Annotated in this window: 16 protein-coding genes; 7 read left to right on the top strand and 9 right to left on the bottom strand. The window is 70.4% G+C overall.

What is annotated here, in order from left to right; translation table 11 throughout:
- Positions 1-79: 79 nt before the first annotated feature.
- Positions 80-928: a class I SAM-dependent methyltransferase gene (locus tag MBR110_RS17510; RefSeq protein WP_059559719.1), complete on the bottom strand. Its 849-nt coding sequence runs from the start codon at positions 926-928 to the stop codon at positions 80-82.
- A 146-nt stretch (positions 929-1,074) separates the two neighbouring features.
- Here MBR110_RS17510 and MBR110_RS17505 point away from each other — a divergent pair, with 146 nt between their 5' ends.
- From MBR110_RS17505 to MBR110_RS17495, 3 genes are all read left to right on the top strand, one after another.
- Entirely contained in the window at positions 1,075-2,535 is a 1,461-nt protein-coding gene (locus MBR110_RS17505) for a metallophosphoesterase family protein (RefSeq protein ID WP_045578092.1), read from the top strand.
- Between the two features lie 164 nt (positions 2,536-2,699).
- Positions 2,700-4,037: a cytochrome-c peroxidase gene (locus MBR110_RS17500; protein ID WP_046427253.1), complete on the top strand. Its 1,338-nt coding sequence runs from the start codon at positions 2,700-2,702 to the stop codon at positions 4,035-4,037.
- Between the two features lie 469 nt (positions 4,038-4,506).
- Positions 4,507-4,806: a hypothetical protein gene (locus MBR110_RS17495; protein ID WP_011881997.1), complete on the top strand. Its 300-nt coding sequence runs from the start codon at positions 4,507-4,509 to the stop codon at positions 4,804-4,806.
- Between the two features lie 141 nt (positions 4,807-4,947).
- Here MBR110_RS17495 and MBR110_RS17490 read toward each other — a convergent pair whose 3' ends face one another.
- Complete coding sequence (locus MBR110_RS17490; protein ID WP_175994246.1) at positions 4,948-6,432, bottom strand: aminotransferase-like domain-containing protein; 1,485 nt, start codon at positions 6,430-6,432, stop codon at positions 4,948-4,950.
- 203 nt (positions 6,433-6,635) lie between these two features.
- Between MBR110_RS17490 and MBR110_RS17485 the strand changes: the two genes are divergently transcribed.
- Entirely contained in the window at positions 6,636-6,986 is a 351-nt protein-coding gene (locus MBR110_RS17485) for a hypothetical protein (RefSeq protein ID WP_045578096.1), read from the top strand.
- Between the two features lie 209 nt (positions 6,987-7,195).
- Here MBR110_RS17485 and MBR110_RS17480 read toward each other — a convergent pair whose 3' ends face one another.
- From MBR110_RS17480 to MBR110_RS17450, 7 genes are all read right to left on the bottom strand, one after another.
- Positions 7,196-7,615, bottom strand: a complete 420-nt coding sequence (locus MBR110_RS17480) for a DUF6691 family protein (protein WP_045578097.1) — start codon at positions 7,613-7,615, stop codon at positions 7,196-7,198.
- 1 nt (position 7,616) lies between these two features.
- Entirely contained in the window at positions 7,617-8,051 is a 435-nt protein-coding gene (locus tag MBR110_RS17475) for a YeeE/YedE family protein (RefSeq protein WP_014725065.1), read from the bottom strand.
- On the bottom strand, positions 8,041-8,391 hold the full coding sequence (locus MBR110_RS17470; protein WP_045578098.1) for an ArsR/SmtB family transcription factor: 351 nt from the start codon (positions 8,389-8,391) through the stop codon (positions 8,041-8,043). The genes MBR110_RS17475 and MBR110_RS17470 overlap by 11 nt, the downstream gene beginning before the upstream one ends.
- Positions 8,392-8,555: 164 nt before the next feature.
- Positions 8,556-9,830, bottom strand: coding sequence for an NAD(P)/FAD-dependent oxidoreductase (locus tag MBR110_RS17465; RefSeq protein WP_181709444.1), 1,275 nt, complete (start codon positions 9,828-9,830; stop codon positions 8,556-8,558).
- Positions 9,827-10,060, bottom strand: a complete 234-nt coding sequence (locus MBR110_RS17460) for a 2Fe-2S iron-sulfur cluster-binding protein (protein ID WP_059734832.1) — start codon at positions 10,058-10,060, stop codon at positions 9,827-9,829. The genes MBR110_RS17465 and MBR110_RS17460 overlap by 4 nt, the downstream gene beginning before the upstream one ends.
- Complete coding sequence (locus MBR110_RS17455; RefSeq protein WP_014725067.1) at positions 10,057-11,187, bottom strand: NAD(P)/FAD-dependent oxidoreductase; 1,131 nt, start codon at positions 11,185-11,187, stop codon at positions 10,057-10,059. Before MBR110_RS17455 ends, MBR110_RS17460 begins: the two co-directional genes overlap by 4 nt.
- On the bottom strand, positions 11,184-12,116 hold the full coding sequence (locus tag MBR110_RS17450) for a 4-hydroxyproline epimerase (protein WP_034193876.1): 933 nt from the start codon (positions 12,114-12,116) through the stop codon (positions 11,184-11,186). The genes MBR110_RS17455 and MBR110_RS17450 overlap by 4 nt, the downstream gene beginning before the upstream one ends.
- Before the next feature lie 857 nt (positions 12,117-12,973).
- Here MBR110_RS17450 and MBR110_RS17445 point away from each other — a divergent pair.
- The 3 genes from MBR110_RS17445 to ilvD all read left to right on the top strand — a co-directional run bounded on the left by MBR110_RS17445 (position 12,974) and on the right by ilvD (position 17,690).
- Positions 12,974-14,566, top strand: coding sequence for an aldehyde dehydrogenase (NADP(+)) (locus MBR110_RS17445; protein ID WP_181709443.1), 1,593 nt, complete (start codon positions 12,974-12,976; stop codon positions 14,564-14,566).
- Complete coding sequence (locus MBR110_RS17440; protein ID WP_034193846.1) at positions 14,559-15,581, top strand: Ldh family oxidoreductase; 1,023 nt, start codon at positions 14,559-14,561, stop codon at positions 15,579-15,581. Before MBR110_RS17445 ends, MBR110_RS17440 begins: the two co-directional genes overlap by 8 nt.
- Before the next feature lie 249 nt (positions 15,582-15,830).
- Positions 15,831-17,690, top strand: coding sequence for a dihydroxy-acid dehydratase (gene ilvD / locus MBR110_RS17435; protein WP_181709442.1), 1,860 nt, complete (start codon positions 15,831-15,833; stop codon positions 17,688-17,690).
- Positions 17,691-17,755 lie beyond the last annotated feature (65 nt).

Genomic DNA, 17,755 nt, shown 5'->3' with positions numbered 1-17,755 from the left:
GCGGTGTCAGCCGCGCGTCCGTCACACGTGAACGACGATGCATATGCCGGGCAGCATTAGCCGTTGCGCCGCGGCCGCCTCACGCAGACGGCGCCCGTGCCGTGACCAGCCAGCACGCTGCATCAAAGCGCAGATCCGTGCCCTGCACGTAGCGATCGAACGCGCCGCGCACTTCGTCGAGCACACGCTGCCGCGTCGCAACATCCACCTGCCGCAGCGCCAACCCGACCGGGCCCAGCCGCGCGACGTAGTCGCCCAGCGCGGCCGTCGGCAACGCACACGCGACATCGACCGGCTCGACCGCGAGGTCGGCCCAGCCGCTGTCCGACAGCACCGACACGACGCGCTGCCGGTCGCCGAACGCGAACTGCCCGGGCGCGCCCGGCTGGCGCGCAGGCAGATCGGCCAGCAACGGCGCGGCGGCGCGTTCGGCCGTCGTCATGAACGGATTGTCGGCCGCGGCGCGCCAGGCGACGAACCGCAGTTGCGCGTTCGCGCGCGCCGCACGCCGCAGGTTGGTGAACGCGCGAACCGGATCGTCGAAGAACATGACGCCGAAACGCGACACGATCAGATCGAAGCGCTCGCGTGCAAACGGATGCGTCTGCGCGTCGGCATGCACGAATTCGACATCGACGCCGTCGCGCTCGGCCCGCCCGCGCGCCGCGGCGATCATCCGCGCCGAAATGTCGACACCCGTGCACTGCGCCTCCTTCGCGAGCCGTCGCGCGATCGCGAGCGTGACCGCGCCGGTCCCGCATCCGACGTCGAGCACGCCATGCGCGGACGTGGCTGCCGCCGCGTCCGCGAGCAGCGTCTCGAACGGCTCGAACATCCGGTCGAGTGTGCGCTGCGCCTCGACCCATGCGAGCCCGGACGGGCCGTTCCATAGCGCGCTCTGTGCTTCGTTGGGGCGGCTGTCTGTCATCATCGTCATCCTTTGCGCTGCAGCGTTGATCGGAATCGCGACTATGCTGCTTCAAGCCGGCTTGAAGTCAAGGCTGCGCTCGCCGACCGTTCATATTTCTTACATTCGCGCTGCGTATCGTTGACGGCTTTCCTACGGTGCCTTCCATGCCACGACTGCTCTCATCCGCGCTGTTCGCGCGCTGCGCCGCGCTCGCCGCGGTCGCCCTGTCCGCGTGCTCGAACCACATCGACTCGCCCGCCGACCCCGCGAGCGCCGCGATCAACGTCCAGGCCGCATGGGTCGAGATCGGCGACGCGAACCAGGCGATCGCACGCGTGATCACCAACTACAGCCCGGCTTCCGCGAGCGATCCGGTGTGTCCGCAACTATCGGTCGACGGCAAGCAGTCGCGCATGACGCTGCGCGCCGGCGCCGCGACCGTCGCGCAACGGCCGACGGCCAGCGACCCGGCCGACTCGAAGCCGTCGAGCTTCCCCGTGTCGGTTTGCGAGGCGACGTTGCCGGCCGATGCGCAGGCGGCGAGCGTCGCGGGCCGCACGCTGCCGCTGCCGAAGGCGCAACCCCAGCGCGTCGCGATCATCGCCGATACCGGCTGCCGGATGAAGAAGGCCGACAACGCATGGCAGGCGTGCAACGACGCGACCGTCTGGCCGTTCGACACGATCGCGGCGAGCGTCGCGAAGCTGTCGCCGGACCTGGTGCTGCACGTGGGCGACTACCACTATCGCGAGAACGCTTGCCCGCCGGACATCGCCGGCTGCAAGGACAGCCCGTGGGGTTACGGCTGGGATGCGTGGCAGGCCGACCTGTTCCGCCCGGCCGCCCCGCTGTTCGCCAAGGCGCCGTGGGTGGTCGTGCGCGGCAACCACGAGGAATGCGCGCGCGCGGGACAGGGCTGGTATCGCTTCCTCGATCCGCGCCCGTATGCCGCGACGCGCACGTGCGACGATCCGGCCAACGACGCCGACGCGAACTACTCCGAGCCGTACGCGGTATCGCTCGGCGGCGGCACGCAGGTGATCGTGTTCGACAGCGCGAAGGTCGGGCGCAATCCGCTGAAGACGACCGACGCGCAATTTCGCATCTACCAGAAGCAGTTTCAGTCGGTGGCGTCGCTCGCGTCGAAGGCGGGGATGTCGACGACGATCTTCACGAACCATCATCCGATCCTCGCGTTCGCGCCGATCGCGGGCAGCACGCCGGCGCCGGGCAACCTCGCGCTGCAGTCGGTGATGGCGAGCCTGAACGCGCAGGCGTACTACCCGCCCGGCATCCATGTCGCGCTGCACGGCCACGTGCACGACTTCCAGGCCATCAACTTCTCGTCGGGACATCCGGCGACGATCGTGTCGGGCAACGGCGGCGACAACCTCGACGTCGCGCTGCCCGATCCGTTCCCGGCCGGCCTCACGCCTGCACCGGGCGCCGTGATCGAACGGCTGTCGCACAACAACAGCTTTGGCTTCCTGATCATGGAGCGGCGCCCGGCGCCCGCGACGGGCTGGCTGTTCCATGCCTATTCGGCGGCCGGCAAGCTGCTCGCGTCGTGCAGCCAGTCGGGCACGACGCTCGCCTGCGACAAGACCGGATTCATCACGCCGTGATCGACGCGATTCGAGCGACGGGTCGTTCGCTGAGGGATTGCGGCGAGGTGCTCGTGCGGCGCGCGGCGGTGGTCGGATCGGCGGGTGCATATGGGTTGGCGAACGGCGCAGTCGCCGGTCCGGCGACTGCCTCGACTTCCAGCGTCGGCAGCCGGACGATACGCATGGCCGCTGCAGCGGCACTCGTTGGGATCGCCCTATCGGCGGCGCCGTCGACGCGGGCCGCACCGCCGGAAACGACGCTGCTGGCGGGCGCGCCGCCGTCGCGCGTGGTCGGCACGATCGGCAACGGCACACCGCAGGTGGCGGGCAAGATCGATGCGGCTACCGCCCGTTTCGCGCCCGACCCGACGCTCGTCGCGCTCGGCCGTCGGATCTTCTTCGATTCGCGGCTGTCCGAGCCGCGCGGCATGTCGTGCGCGGGCTGCCACGATCCGGCGCGCGCATTCGCGCCGACGCTGTCGGCCGCCGCACTCGCGGGGCCCGGCGTGCCGGAAGGCAGCCGCCCGGGCCGCTTCAGCCGGCGCAACGCGCCGTCGCTGCTGTATGTGCGCTACGTGCCGCGCCGCCACTTCTACCAGGACGACGACGCGCCGGCGCCGGCGCCGTTCGGTGGGCTGTTCGACGACGGCCGCGCGGATACGCTCGCCGAACAGATCCGCGGGCCGCTGTTCGATCCGAACGAGATGAACAACCGGTCGCCGGCCGCGCTGCTGCGCAAGGTTGACGGCACCGAACTGGCCGGCGATCTCGCCGCGAGGTTCGGCGCGTCGGTGCGGCGCGATCCCGAACGGCTGGTGCAGGCGCTCGGGTCGGCGATGGAGGCTTATCTGCAGAGCGATGAAATGGCGCCGTTCACGTCGCGCTTCGACGCGTTTCTGCGCACGCGTGCGCCGCTTGCTCCGGCCGAGATGCGCGGCCTGGCGCTGTTTCGCAATCCCGACAAGGGCAACTGCATGAGTTGCCATACGCTGTCGGAGACGTCCAGCCGGCCGGAGCGCTCGCTGTTCACCGATTTCGGCTACGACGCGATTGCGGTGCCGCGCAACCGGGCGCTCGCCGCGAACCGCGATCCGCGGCATTTCGACAACGGACTGTGCGACACCGCCGCGCGCCTGCGCTGGCCGGAGCCGACGCAATGGTGCGGCTACCTGCGCACGCCGGGGCTGCGCAACGTCGCGGTCAAGCAGACGTTCATGCACAACGGCGTGTTCCGCACGCTGCGCGACGCCGTCGCGTTCTACAACACGCGCTCGACCGACCCTGCGTTCTGGTATCACGGCGCGCGGACATTCGACGACGTGCCGGTGGCCTATCGCGGCAACATCAACGTCAATTCGACGCCGCTGAATCGTCGGCCGGGCACGCCGCCGGCGCTGACCGACGCCGAGATCGACGACATCGTCGCCTTCCTCGGCACGCTCACCGATGCGCGCTATGCGGAACTCGTGCCGCGGGGCGGTTCCGATGGAGTGGCCCGGGGCGCGGCGCGGACGCGCTGAGTGGGGGGGATGGGCGCGTATGGGCGCGCGGGCTCGCCGGAGCCCGCGTACCGTTGCCTTGTCGCGCGAGGTTGTCGAAGCGAACCTGGCGGGAAGGCGCGGGGCGAACGGGGTGTCTGCACGTTGGGCGGTTGCTTCGCGTTGTAGGGCGACGCAAGACCGTGGCACGTCTCGGTATCACGGCCTGAAACGCGGGCGATAACGACCGGCGCGGAAGCCCTTCCGCGGTGCTTGGACGCAAGCGCCCTCTGTCCCGCCTCATCCCTTTCACCGATAGCCCGACATTCCGCTTGACAACCCACTTCGCCCCAAATACTGTATGGATAACCAGCTGTATAACCAACCAGTATTGGCGGCACCGGCACGAAGCACGCGCCACCGTCGGCAGGACTGGTTGTCGGCTCCGGGTCCGGCGTAGCGTTGCATCGCGGCCGGCCCGGTCGATCGACGAGACCCCCCGGAGAGCCTTATGCAACAAGGGTCCCTGTTTAAAGCGGAACATCTGGTCCGTATCGTCAACGACACCGATCGGCAAGTGCTCGCCTGGCTGCGTGCACAGGTCGGCGACGCCCGCGTCGAGCGCGCGGCGCGCCAGCTCGGCCATACGCGCAAGCCGTTTCCGTCCGCGCTTTGCCGCTATCTGGGCGTGAGCGCGCCGGCAACGCTGCGCCAGCCCGAGCGGTCGCGTGTCGCGCGCGACTTCTCCGTCGGCGATCGCTATCTGTCGCTGATCCGTCAGCACCTCGCCACGCATACGGTCGGTCGATGAACGCGCCGAAGTCATACCGGTGGCGCAGCGTCGCACGGCGCGCGACCGGCGCAAGCACGACCCGCCATATCGGCCGCCCCGTCCCGCCGTCGCGGCAAACGGGCGCGGAAGGCTACGCCCGTGCCGAGCCGGCGCCCGCGCTTACGCAGCGGCCGCCGCATCGCGTATCAATCGGCCAAGCGTTTGGATCGCCTCTTCGTGCGCCGCATCGAATACCCGCGTGCAGGCAAGCCGAATGTACGCGTCGAAGCGGTCGGAATTCGAGAAGATCGAACCCGGCGCAATCCGTATCCCTTGGGCCAGCGCCACGTCGAACAAGGCTTCGGAATGCACGCCGTCCGGCAGCGCGATCCACAGAAGCATGCCGCCCGGCGGGCGGTTCATTCTCGTGCCTGAAGGAAAATGCCGCGCGATCGCATCGATCGTCACGTCGCGCTGCACGCGAAGCTGTTCGCGGAACCGGTGCAGATGGCGATCGAACGCGCCGGAGCCGACGAACTCGGCCGCGACGGCCTGCAGCAACGCCGCGTTGTGCCGGCTGTGCGCGAACTTGAGCATCTTCACGCGCGCGTGCCAGCGGCCCGCACTGATCCAGCCGAGCCGCATGCCGGGCGCAAGCACCTTGTTGAACGACGGACAGTAGATCACCGTGCCGTCGCGGTCCCAGGCCTTGACGGGCTTCACCGCGTGCGGCGCCTCGACGAGCTCGCGGTACGGTTCGTCTTCGATCACGGCAACGCCGTGTCGCGAACACAGCGCGACCAGCGCGGCCTTGCGCTCGTCCGGCATCACGCTGCCGAGCGGGTTCTGCAGATTCGGCACGACCACCACGGCGCGGATGTCCGGATACGCGGTCAGCGCCACGTCGAGCGCTTCGATCGACAGCCCGGTCGTCGGGCTCGCCGGAATCTCGAGCGCGTGCAGCCCGAGGCTCTCGAGCATCTGGATCAGGCCGAAGAAGGCCGGCGATTCGATCGCGATCGTGTCGCCGGGCTGCGCGACCGCACGCAGCGCGAGATTCACCGCGTCGACACCGCCGCTCGTCGACATCACGTCGTCCGGCGCGACGGTCACGCCGTAAGACAGCGCGCGTCGGGCCATCGTCTGCCGGAATTCGGGCGACCCGCCCACCGGCCCCGCATCGGTCAGCAGCGTCGGCTTGCGCCGCAGCAGCCGGATCGCGAGCGCCTGCAGCGGCTCGGCCGGATAGAGCGTCGCCGACGCGGAGGCACCACCGAGGTTCAGCGCATCGGACGCCGCATTGCCGCGATCGATTACGCGCGACACGCGCTCGTGCAGCCCCGCGAACGGCGGCGCGACACTCAGCGGCGGCGCTTCGGTTTCCGGCAACGTGCCGAGCGCCGCCGCGGCGCGGCGTCGCACGAAATAGCCCGAGCGCGGCTTCGCCTCGCACCAGCCCGTATCCTCGAGCCGCCGGAACGTCTGGATCGCGGTCGACAAACTCACCGCATGTTGCGCCATGAACGCGCGGACCGACGGCATCCGGTCGCCGGGCGACAGTGTGCCGGCCGCAATGATGCGGCGGTAATGCTCGGCGAGCCGCTCATAGAGCGGTGCGCCGGTCATCGGCAAGGGCGTGCGGGACGGGGCGTCGATGGGCGTCATGCGAGCGATCGTGCCCGCGCGCCTTCCCGGGCGCCAGATACAGATGTCAGGAAAACCCACCGATACAGCGCGACCAAATCGCCGTCTGCACCGCAACAGATCGCGGCTCGCTGAATCTGTCCCGCTCGCACGCGTTTTCTTAATCTTGTCTCACGCTATCGTCCCGCCGTCGCGGGGCCGCGGAACCTGGAAAACGACTCGCCATGCGCACGGAACATATCCGGCTCGACGCCGGGCAAAGCCACTTTGCGTGGTTCGACAAAGGCAGCCGGATCGTCGTGCTCGACGGCGCGCTCGCGGTCACTTGGCGCCACGGCGGTCTCGACTGGCTGCCCGAGACGCCGCCGTACATGCGCCGCGTGCTCGACGAAGGCGAATGCATGGCGATCGACACGGCCGGCCACCTGATGTTGTCCGCTGACGGCTCGCGGCCGAGCGGCGCGAGCATCGCGCCACCTGCGCCGCGGCCCGGTATGTTCGCGATGTTGCAAGCATGGCTGCGGCGGTGCGTGGCGCAGGCGCTCGGCGCGCGTCATGCGCGTGAACGGCCGTAACGCGGCGGCTATAGACGGGCCGCGTCGTCACGACCCCGTACGCCGTGTTGCCGCGTGCCCTCGGCGTTTCGCGCCGTCTGCCGTCTGCCGTCTGCCGTGTTACCGTGCGTCCGTGCACCTGCAGAAGCAATTCAAACGAGCGACCCCACCGCTGTCACCGCCCAGCGATGAACACCGCCCGACCACGCCCGCTCCCCGCCTCCCTGCCACTAAGCGTTCCGCCGCCGCTCGATCCATTCGAACAACACCATCCCGACCAGCATCGCGGCAACGAACGCGCTGCCCTTGAGCGAGCCGAACCCGACCGATACGATCGCCGGCCCCGGGCAGAATCCGGCCAGCCCCCAGCCGATGCCGAACACGGCGCTGCCCGCGACGAGCCGCACCGTAATCGCCCGCGCAGCCGGCAACTGGATCGGCAAGCCGAGCAGCGATAGCGTGCGGCGCTTCGCCCATGCGAACGCGAACACGGCAACGCCGATCGCGCCGGCCATCACGAACGCGAGCGACGGATCCCAGCGACCGGCCAGATCGAGAAAACCGAGCACTTTTTCCGGATTCGCCATCCCGGACACGATGAGCCCCGCGCCGAACAGCAGTCCCGCCAGAAACGCAAATCCTGCCTGCATGTCAGCCTCCGAGCACGTGCCTGCGCACGAATACGGTCGCGAAACCCGCCACCATGAACACCGCCGTCGCGACGATCGATCTGACCGCGCCGCGCGACAACCCGCACACCCCGTGACCGCTCGTACATCCACCCGCATAGCGCGTGCCGATGCCGACCAGCAACCCGGCCGCCAGCAGTTCGCCCCAGCCGGCATTGACCTGCGGCATCGCGCCGCTGCCGGCGACGCGCATCATCAGCGGCGCGGCGATCAACCCGGCGACGAATGCGGCGCGCCACGCGCGCTCGCCGCCGCGGGCCGTGAGCAGCCCCCCGACGATGCCGCTGATCCCCGCGATACGCCCGTTGAACGCGACGAGCCACGCGGCGGCAAGTCCGATCAGCACACCACCGGCAAGCGATAGCGCCGGCGTGAAATGAAACGTATCAATCTGCATGACGCCTCCTCGTCGCGGCCGGGCCGCAGAATTGTTCGTAGAGCACACCCATCACCGCGATCGCGGCCGGGCTGTCGAGCGAGTAGTGAATGTTCTTGCCTTCGCGACGCGTTCGGACGAGCGCGTTGTCGCGCAACACGCCGAGTTGCTGCGACAGCGTCGGCTGCCGAATGTCGAGCCGCGCTTCGAGATCGCTCACGCAGCGCTCGCCCTGCGACAGTTCGCACAGCAGCAGCAGCCGGTCGGGATTGGACAGCACCCTGAGCAACGCGCACGCCGACTCGGCGGCGGCGCGCATTTCGTCGGGCTCGGGCAGTCCAGAGACGGAATCTGCGTTCATCGGTACCCTCGCTACGATTTCAGTTGGAATATTATATCGTTGTATATATTGTTTGTCGGCAGTGCGCTCGCGCGGCACTCGGTCGCAGCGAGACGGAAAAGGCAAACGGAGGGATGCGCGACGCGACAACTGCGCCGCGCCGCGTGCTGCTTCGCTGCGACGGCTCAGACGCCGTCGCAGGACGCCGTATCGGTATCGTCGAGCATCAGCGTGCCGACCCGCGCGGGCACGAGCGGCGTGCGCGGCGCGGGCGGCGTCCAGCCGAACAGCGCGTGCGCGGCCGCGCCGCACACGCGGCCTTGGCACGCGCCCATCCCGCAGCGCGTCTGCAGCTTCGCGGCCGTCCAGCCGTGGGCCGGCGCGACGGCGTCGTAGCGCACGTCCTCGCAACGGCACAGCAGCGTATCGGGCCGTGCGAGCCGGCGGATCGGCTCGCGGATCGCAAAGCGCTCGCGCACCGCATCGCCGAATGCCTGCCAACGCGCGCGCTGCTCGACCAGCGCGGCGAGCCGCGCGGTCTGCCCGATCGCCGCATGACCGGCGATTTCGCCTTCGACCATCGCCAGCTCGCTGCCGCCGACGCCCGTACATTCGCCCGCCGCGAAACAGCCGTCGCGGCTCGTGCGCTGGTGCGCGTCCACCACGACCGCGCCGTGCTCGATCCGGCAGCCGAGATGGCTCGGCAACACGGTGTTCGGCACGAGCCCGAAGCCGCACGCGAGCCGATCGCAGTCGACCTCGTACTCGCGCTCGCCCTGCCGGATCCGCACGCGCTCGAGCCGTTGGTCGCCGAACGCTTCGACGACGTACGCATCCGGCCGATAGACGGCCGTGGCGAGCTTCGCGGCCTGCGCGAGCTTCGACGGCCAGCGCCACAGCCCTGCGCCGAAGCCGGCGACATCGCGCCACGCGGCCTGTTCGAGCACGTGCGACACCCGCGCGCCGGCGTGCCGGGCCGTCGCCGCGCTCGCGAGCAGCAGCGGGCCACTGCCGGCGATCACGATGCGCTGTCCGCGCACGTCGAGGCCGTATTTGATCAGCGCCTGCAGGCCGCCCGCGCCGGTTACGCCGGGCAGCGTCCAGCCGGGGAACGGCAGCAGCAGCTCGCGCGCGCCGCTACAGACGATCAGCGTGCGGAATTCCAGCAGCAAGCCGCGCTCGTCGTCCTCGAGCAGCAGCGTGCCCGGCTGCGTTTCGGCGACGATCCGCGTAGCTGCGAGATGCGTGACGTTCGGCCGGCGCAGCACCCCGAGACGTTCGGCGGCGGCCGGCGCCGGCGTCGCGTCGACTGCCTGGCGCCAGATCTGCCCGCCGGCGCGCGGGTTGTCGTCGACGATCGCGACCGTCGCGCCGCTGCGCGCGGCGGCGCCCGCGGCCGACAACCCGGCCGGCCCCGCGCCGACGATCGCGACGTCGACGCTCAGTCGTTCCTGTTTCATCGCGTGCGCTCCACCCGCATCCCGTCGCGGCACAGCGTCTGGCAAGCCAGCCGGCGCCGGCCGTCGATCGTCATCCTGCACTCCTGGCAGATTCCCATGCCGCAAAACGGCGCACGCGCGGCGCCCGTGCACGACACGCGCGTCGTATCGTCGCCGCTCGCCGCGACGGCGGCCGCGACGGTCGCGCCGTCGGCCACGATCAGCGCGCGGCCGTCCAGATGAATGATCATGAAGAATGCGCTCCGGCTACGGGGGACGTCGCGAGAAAACGTCCCGGCAAATACGGTTCGATGTCGATGGGCGGCCGCTCGCCGGTCATCGCCGCGGCGACGAGCCGGGCGCTGCCCGGCGCGGTCGTCACGCCGAGCCCTTCGTGCCCGACCGCGAGCCACACGCCCGGCCGCGCCGGATGCTCGCCGAGCAGCGGCAGGCCATCGGGGCTCGCCGAACGGAAGCCCGTCCATGCGCGAATGCCGTTCAAGTCGGCCAGCTCCGGCAGATAGCCGGCCGCGCGGCGCAGCATCCGCGCGAGCACCGGCGGCTCGACGCGCGCGTCGTCGGTGTCGAACTGGCGCGACGAGCCGATCAGCAACTGGCCGGTCGGCCGAGGCTGCACGTTGAACGCGACCGACGTGCCGTCGCTCGCGTGCGCGCTCGCCGCATAGCCGAGCTCGACGAGCTGGTGCGACACGCGGCCGGGATAGCGGTCGGTGATCAACAGGTGGCCCTTCTTCGGGCGCAACGGCAGTTCGGGCAACAGCGCGCGTGCAGCGACGCCGTTGGCGACCACCACGCGCTGCGCGCGCAGCGTGTCGCCGCTCGCGAGCGTCACGCTCGCGCCGTCGACCGCCACCGCGCGATCGCGGCGCAACGCGACGCCCGGCGCGCGCTGCAGCAGCCAGCTGGCTGCGACGGGCGCATAGAGAATCGCATCGCCGGGGATCTTCAGCGCGCCGCCGAGGCCCGCGCGCAGCATCGGCTCGAGCCGCGCGAGCGTCGCCGCGTCGATCAGCTCGCCGGCCACGCCGTGCGCGGCGAGCGTCGCCTGCTTCGCGCGCGCGAGATCCATCTCGTTCGCGTCGGCCGCGAGCCACAGCGTGCCGCAGTTGCGGTACGCGCAGCCCTGCGGCATCTGGTCGGCGAGCGCGCGCCACAGCCCGATCGAATAATGGCTCAGCGCGAGCTCGGCCGCGTTGTCGTCCATCGCGACGAGATGGCCCATGCCGGCGCCGGTCGCGCCGCCGCTGGCGTCGTCGACCACCAGCACGCGCAGCCCGCGCTGCGCCAGCTCGTGCGCACATGCCGCGCCGACGATGCCGGCGCCGATCACCACGACGTCGGTCGTCGTCCCGCTCACGACACGATGCCCCAGCCGAACGGATCGTCTTCGTCGATCAATAGCGTCGCTTCCGCGCTCAGGTGAGCGCTGCCGCGAATCGTCGGCACGATGCCGCCGTCGGCGAGCGCATAGCTCGCATGGAACACGCTGCCGATCACGCTCGCCTGCCGCCACACGACGCCCGGTTCGAGCTTGCCGTCGGCCGCGAGGCACGCGAGCTTCGCGCTCGTGCCGGTGCCGCACGGCGAGCGATCGTACGCATGGCCGGGACACAGCACGAAGCTGCGGCTGTCGTGCTCGGGGTCGTCGGCGAACAGTTCGATATGGTCGATCTCGCCGCCGTTCGCGCCGGTGATGCCGGCGCGCTCGAGCCCCGCGCGCACCGCCGACGAATACGCGGTCAGCGCCGCGACGTTGTCGCCGGCGACGCGCTGGCCGTGCTCGCTGATCAGGAAGAACCAGTTGCCGCCCCAGGCGATGTCGCCCTTCACCGGGCCGTAACCCGGCACGTCGACCTCGACCGCCTTCGCATGGCGATACGCGAGCACGTTGCGCACGCTGACCGACAGGTCGTCGTGCAGCGTCGCCTCGACGGTGCCCACCGGCGTCTCGATCAGATGCACGCCCGGCCCGATGCGGCCCATGTGATGCAGCGTGCGCACGACGCCGATCGTGCCGTGCCCGCACATCCCGAGGTAGCCGCTGTTGTTGAAGAAGATCACGCCGGCCGCCGCGTCGGGCGACACGGGCTCGCACAGCAGCGCGCCGACCAGCACGTCGCTGCCGCGCGGCTCGAGGATGCAGGCGGTGCGGTAGCGATCGTGCTCGCGCGCGAGCACGTCGCGACGCTCGGCCATCGTGCCGTTGCCGAGCGAAGGAAAGCCGGACACGACGAGCCGCGTGGGTTCGCCGCCCGTGTGCGAATCGATGATCTGAATGCGCTTCATCATGAGCCGTCCGAGATGGGAAAGGAGCATAGCTTCCTCCGTCGCGCGTCGGCCCGCTTGTGGGTTTTCGATGAGGCCGACGACGAAATCGGCACAGCGTCGGGCGCCGCCCGGACGCGCGCCGCGCATTGTGCCGATTTCGTCATTCCGCTCCGCGATACGGCTCAAGCGTGATGGGCACCGGCACGGCGATACTGGTTGCAGGTCGCCGCGCCGGTCGTCGATCGAGATGCGGCAGGCGTACGCGGTGCGCCGGGACGTCGGCCACAAGCGGCGGACTTCGCGCCGCGCCCGGCAGCCGGCCGGTGCGCGGGCGGTGTTAAGCCGCTTTCGTCACGGCGCACCGCGCCGGCCGTGCGTCATTGGTCAGCGGTCAGCGGGCGAACCGCCGAACGTGCGGGGCAGGCGCTTGCCGGCAGCGCGGCGGCGGCACACCGCCGCTTCGCCATTTGCGTGCCCGGCATCGCCGGCGCCGAGCCCGTTCGCCGCAGCGCGCCGCGCGCGGCGCATGAATGGCCGGCGCCCGCGCCGCTCGTCCGGACCGGCCGCCACCCGCACCGGCCCCGGCCCCGATACATCCCAGGAGACGCACCCATGCCAGCCCAAGGCAACGCCCATCCGCCCGTCCCGTTGCCCCGCTCCGCGGCGGCTTCGGCGGCATCGGCCGGCTCGCGCATCCGTACGACACGGCGGTCGTCGCGGCAGTCGCGCTCGTCCTCCATTACTGGGGCGCCCGCACCGGCATCCGTGCCGACGAGCTGCAGCTCGACGACGACGAAGGCGGACGCCCCGCTTTCCGCTCCCTTCCACTCCGGCCGCACGCAGTGCGCGCGGCGCCGCATTTTCCAAGGAACCCCATGCAACTCACAGGCCAGCTCCTGATCGGCCAGACGGCCGTCGCCGGACAGAACGGCACCTTTCATGCGATCGCCGCCGCGACCGGCGAGCCGCTCGCGCCCGCATTCGGCGGCGCGAACCCGCACGACCTCGACACGGCATGCGCGCTCGCCGACGCCGCCTTCGACACCTATCGCGACACGCATCCCGAGCAACGCGCCGCGTTTCTCGAGGCGATCGGCCGCAACATCGTCGCGCTCGGCGACGAGCTGATCGAACGCTGCGTCGTCGAAACCGGGCTGCCGCGCGCGCGCATCGAAGGCGAGCGCGGCCGCACGGTCGGCCAGCTCGCGCTGTTCGCGGCGCTGCTGCGTGACGGCGCTTACATCGATGCGCGCATCGACCCCGCGCGCCCCGAGCGCAAGCCGCTGCCGCGCGTGGACCTACGGCTGCGCAACGTCGCGATCGGCCCGGTGGCCGTGTTCGGCGCGTCGAACTTCCCGCTCGCGTTCTCGGTGGCGGGCGGCGACACCGCGTCGGCGCTGGCCGCCGGCTGCCCGGTGATCGTCAAGGCGCACTCGGCGCATCCGGGCACGTCCGAGCTCGTCGGCCGCGCGATCCAGCAGGCCGTGCGCGACTGCACGCTGCCGGCCGGCGTGTTCTCGCTGCTGTTCGACGCGTCGCGCGAGATCGGTCAGGCGCTCGTCGCCGACGCGCGCATCAAGGCGGTCGGCTTTACCGGCTCGCGCGGCGGCGGCGTCGCGCTGATGCACATCGCGGCCGTGCGCCACGAGCCGATTCCCGTCTATGCGGAAATGAGCTCGATCAACCCGGTGCTGCTGTGCCCGGCCGCGCTCGCCACGCGCCACGATGCGATCGCGACGCAGTTCGTCGCGTCGCTCACGCTCGGCGCCGGCCAGTTCTGCACGAACCCCGGCCTGGTGCTCGCGATCGACGGCCCGGCCCTGCGTGCGTTCGAGGGCGCGGCGGTCACCGCCATCCAGGCGAGCGCGGCGCAGACGATGCTGACGCCGCACATGCATGCGAGCTACACGCGCGGCGTGATCGCACAGCGCGCGCACGGCGCGGTCGAGCTGCTTGCGGAAGGCGCCGAAGGCGGCCGCTATCAGGCGCGCGCCGCGCTGTTCGCGACGTCGGCCGACGCGTTCGTCGCGCACCCCGAATTGCGCAACGAAGTGTTCGGCCCCGCGTCGCTGATCGTGCGCTGCCCGGACGCCGATACGCTGCATCGCGTGCTGAAGTCGCTCGAAGGCCAGTTGACGATCGCCGCGCACATCGCCCACGACGACGCGCCGCTGTTCGCCGCGCTGCGCCCGACGCTCGAGCGCAAGGCCGGCCGCATTCTGGTCAACGGCTTCGGCACGGGCGTCGAGGTCGGCCACGCGATGGTGCACGGCGGCCCGTTCCCGGCGACGTCCGACACGCGCACCACGTCGGTCGGCGCGCGCGCGATCGAGCGGTTCCTGCGGCCGGTGTCGTACCAGGACGTGCCCGACGCACTGCTGCCCGACGCGCTCCGCGACGGCAACCCGCTGAACGTGCCGCAACGCATCGACGGCGTGCCGGCGCCGCGGGCAGCGCGCGATGTCTGAGCCGCGCGCCGACGTCGTGCTGGCGCTCGACGACGTCCATGCACTCGCGCTGCGGGTGCTGATACACCACGGGATGTCGCTTGCGCACGCGCATGCGATCGCCGACGTCATCACGCAGGGCCAGCGCGACGAGTGCCACTCGCACGGCGTGTATCGGCTGCTCGTATGCGTGCGCACGCTGAAGAAAGGCAAGGTCGATCCACGCGCCGTGCCGACGCTGCGACGCCTGTCGTCGTCGATCGTCGCGCTCGACGCGCATCGCGGCTTCTCGCTGCTGAGCTTCAAGACGGGGCTGCCGGTGCTCGTCGGGATGGCGAAGCAACACGGCATCGCGGCGATGGCGATCAACAACTGCTACCACTTCTCGGCGCTGTGGCCCGAAGTCGAAGCGATCGCCGCCGAGGGGCTGGCCGGCATCGCGATGAACCCGAGCCACAGCTGGGTCGCGCCGGAAGGCGGCCGCGAACCGGTGTTCGGCACGAATCCGATCGCGTTCGCTTGGCCGCGCCCGGGCGGACTGCCGTTCGTGTTCGACTTCGCGACCAGCGCGATCGCGCGCGGCGACATCGAGCTGCACGCGAAACGGGGCGACGCGATCCCGCCGCACTGGGCGATCGACGCCGACGGCCGGCCGACCACCGATCCGCACGCCGCCCTGCGGGGCGCGATGCGCACGTTCGGCGGGCACAAGGGCTCGGCGCTCGCGGCGATGGTCGAGCTGCTCGGCGGCGCGCTGATCGGCGACCTGACGAGTCAGGAGTCGCTGGCGTTCGACGGCGGCGTCGGCGCCACGCCGTGCCACGGCGAGCTCGTGGTCGCGTTCGACCCGAAGGTGTTCCTCGGCGACGACCTCGACGCGGGTCTCGCGCGCGGCGAACGGCTGTTCGACGCGATCACCGCGCAAGGGGCGCGACTGCCGTCGCAGCGGCGCTTCGACGCCCGTGCGCGCAGCATCGCGCACGGCGTGCGGATTCCGCGGGCGCTGTACGACGAGATTCTCGCGCTGGTCGAGTGAGGCGTGGCGGTGCGGGCCGGCCTACACGGCCTGCCCAGCGCGCCGCGGCCCGCGGCCGCTCATCGCCGATGGAATGGCCAAACCCGGTGCCCCACCACCCGCTCCCACGGCCGGCGCACGCCCGGCGGCTGTGGGATAATTGCCCCGTTTGCCCAGGGCGCAGCTCAAGAGGTTGTTCGCACGGGCGCGAGAGAGGCCTTTATTCCCCGTGCCTCCACCCTTTTCCGCGATATTTCTTCAGCCATCACAATGCCCACATACCGCTCCAAAACCTCCACCGCCGGCCGCAACATGGCGGGCGCGCGCTCGCTGTGGCGCGCCACCGGCATGAAAGACGACGATTTCTCGAAGCCGATCATCGCGGTCGTCAATTCGTTCACGCAATTCGTGCCCGGGCACGTCCACCTGAAGGATCTCGGCCAGCTGGTCGCGCGCGAGATCGAGGCTGCCGGCGGCGTCGCGAAGGAATTCAACACGATCGCCGTCGACGACGGCATCGCGATGGGCCACGACGGGATGCTGTACTCGCTGCCGAGCCGCGACATCATCGCCGACTCGGTCGAGTACATGGTGAACGCGCACTGCGCGGACGCAATGGTCTGCATCTCGAACTGCGACAAGATCACGCCGGGGATGCTGATGGCCGCGATGCGCCTGAACATCCCGGTGATCTTCGTGTCGGGCGGGCCGATGGAAGCCGGCAAGACGCGCCTCGCGAACCCGGTCACCAAGACCATCGAGCTGAAGAAGCTCGACCTCGTCGACGCGATGGTGATCGCAGCCGACCAGTCGTACTCCGACGCCGACGTCGCCGAAGTCGAACGCTCCGCCTGCCCGACCTGCGGTTCGTGCTCGGGCATGTTCACCGCGAACTCGATGAACTGCCTGACCGAAGCGCTCGGCCTGTCGCTGCCCGGCAACGGCACGGTGGTCGCGACGCACGCCGATCGCGAGCAGCTGTTCAAGCGCGCCGGCCGCCGGATCGTCGAGCTGACCCGCCAGTACTACGAACAGGACGACGTGCGCGTGCTGCCGCGCTCGGTCGGCTTCAACGCGTTCGAGAACGCGATGACGCTCGACATCGCGATGGGCGGCTCGACCAACACGATCCTGCACCTGCTCGCGATCGCGCGCGAAGCCGGCATCGACTTCACGATGAAGGACATCGACCGCCTGTCGCGCGTCGTGCCGCAGCTGTGCAAGGTCGCGCCGAACACGAACAAGTACCACATCGAAGACGTCCATCGCGCGGGCGGCATCATGGCGATCCTCGGCGAGCTAGACCGTGCGGGCAAGCTGCACACCGACGTGCCGACGGTCCACGCGCCGACGCTGAAAGATGCGCTCGACCAGTGGGACATCGTCCGTACGCAGGACGAAGCGGTGCGCAAGTTCTACCTGGCCGGTCCGGCCGGGATCCCGACGCAGGTCGCGTTCAGCCAGGACACGCGCTGGCCCAGCCTCGACCTCGACCGCGCCGAGGGCTGCATCCGCTCGTACGAGCACGCGTTCTCGAAGGAAGGCGGCCTCGCCGTGCTGACCGGCAACATCGCGCTCGACGGCTGCGTGGTGAAGACGGCCGGCGTCGACGAGAGCATTCTCGTGTTCGAGGGCTCCGCGCACGTGACCGAGTCGCAGGACGAAGCGGTCGAGAACATCCTGAACGACAAGGTCAAGGCCGGCGACGTGGTGATCGTGCGCTACGAAGGCCCGAAGGGCGGCCCCGGCATGCAGGAAATGCTGTATCCGACGAGCTACATCAAGTCGAAGGGCCTCGGCAAGGCATGCGCGCTGCTGACCGATGGCCGCTTCTCGGGCGGCACGTCCGGGCTGTCGATCGGCCATTGCTCGCCGGAGGCGGCCGCGGGCGGCGCGATCGGCCTCGTGCGCGACGGCGACCGCATTCGCATCGACATCCCGAACCGCACGATCGACGTGCTGGTGTCGGATGAAGAACTCGCGCGCCGCCGCGAAGAGCAGAACGCGAAGGGCTGGAAGCCGGCGCAGCCGCGTCCGCGCAAGGTGTCGGCGGCGCTGAAGGCCTATGCGAAGCTCGTGATGTCGGCGGACAAGGGCGCGGTTCGCGACCTGTCGCTGCTCGACGACTGACCGTCGCCTTAGAGGCCGGGAACGGGCCGAGACGGGCTCGTTCCCGGCCTCTACCCGAGCCCCAC

The organism is Burkholderia sp. MBR-1 (assembly GCF_013822785.1).
Lineage (GTDB): Bacteria > Pseudomonadota > Gammaproteobacteria > Burkholderiales > Burkholderiaceae > Burkholderia > Burkholderia vietnamiensis.
This window is presented reverse-complemented; position numbering and strand designations above follow the sequence as displayed.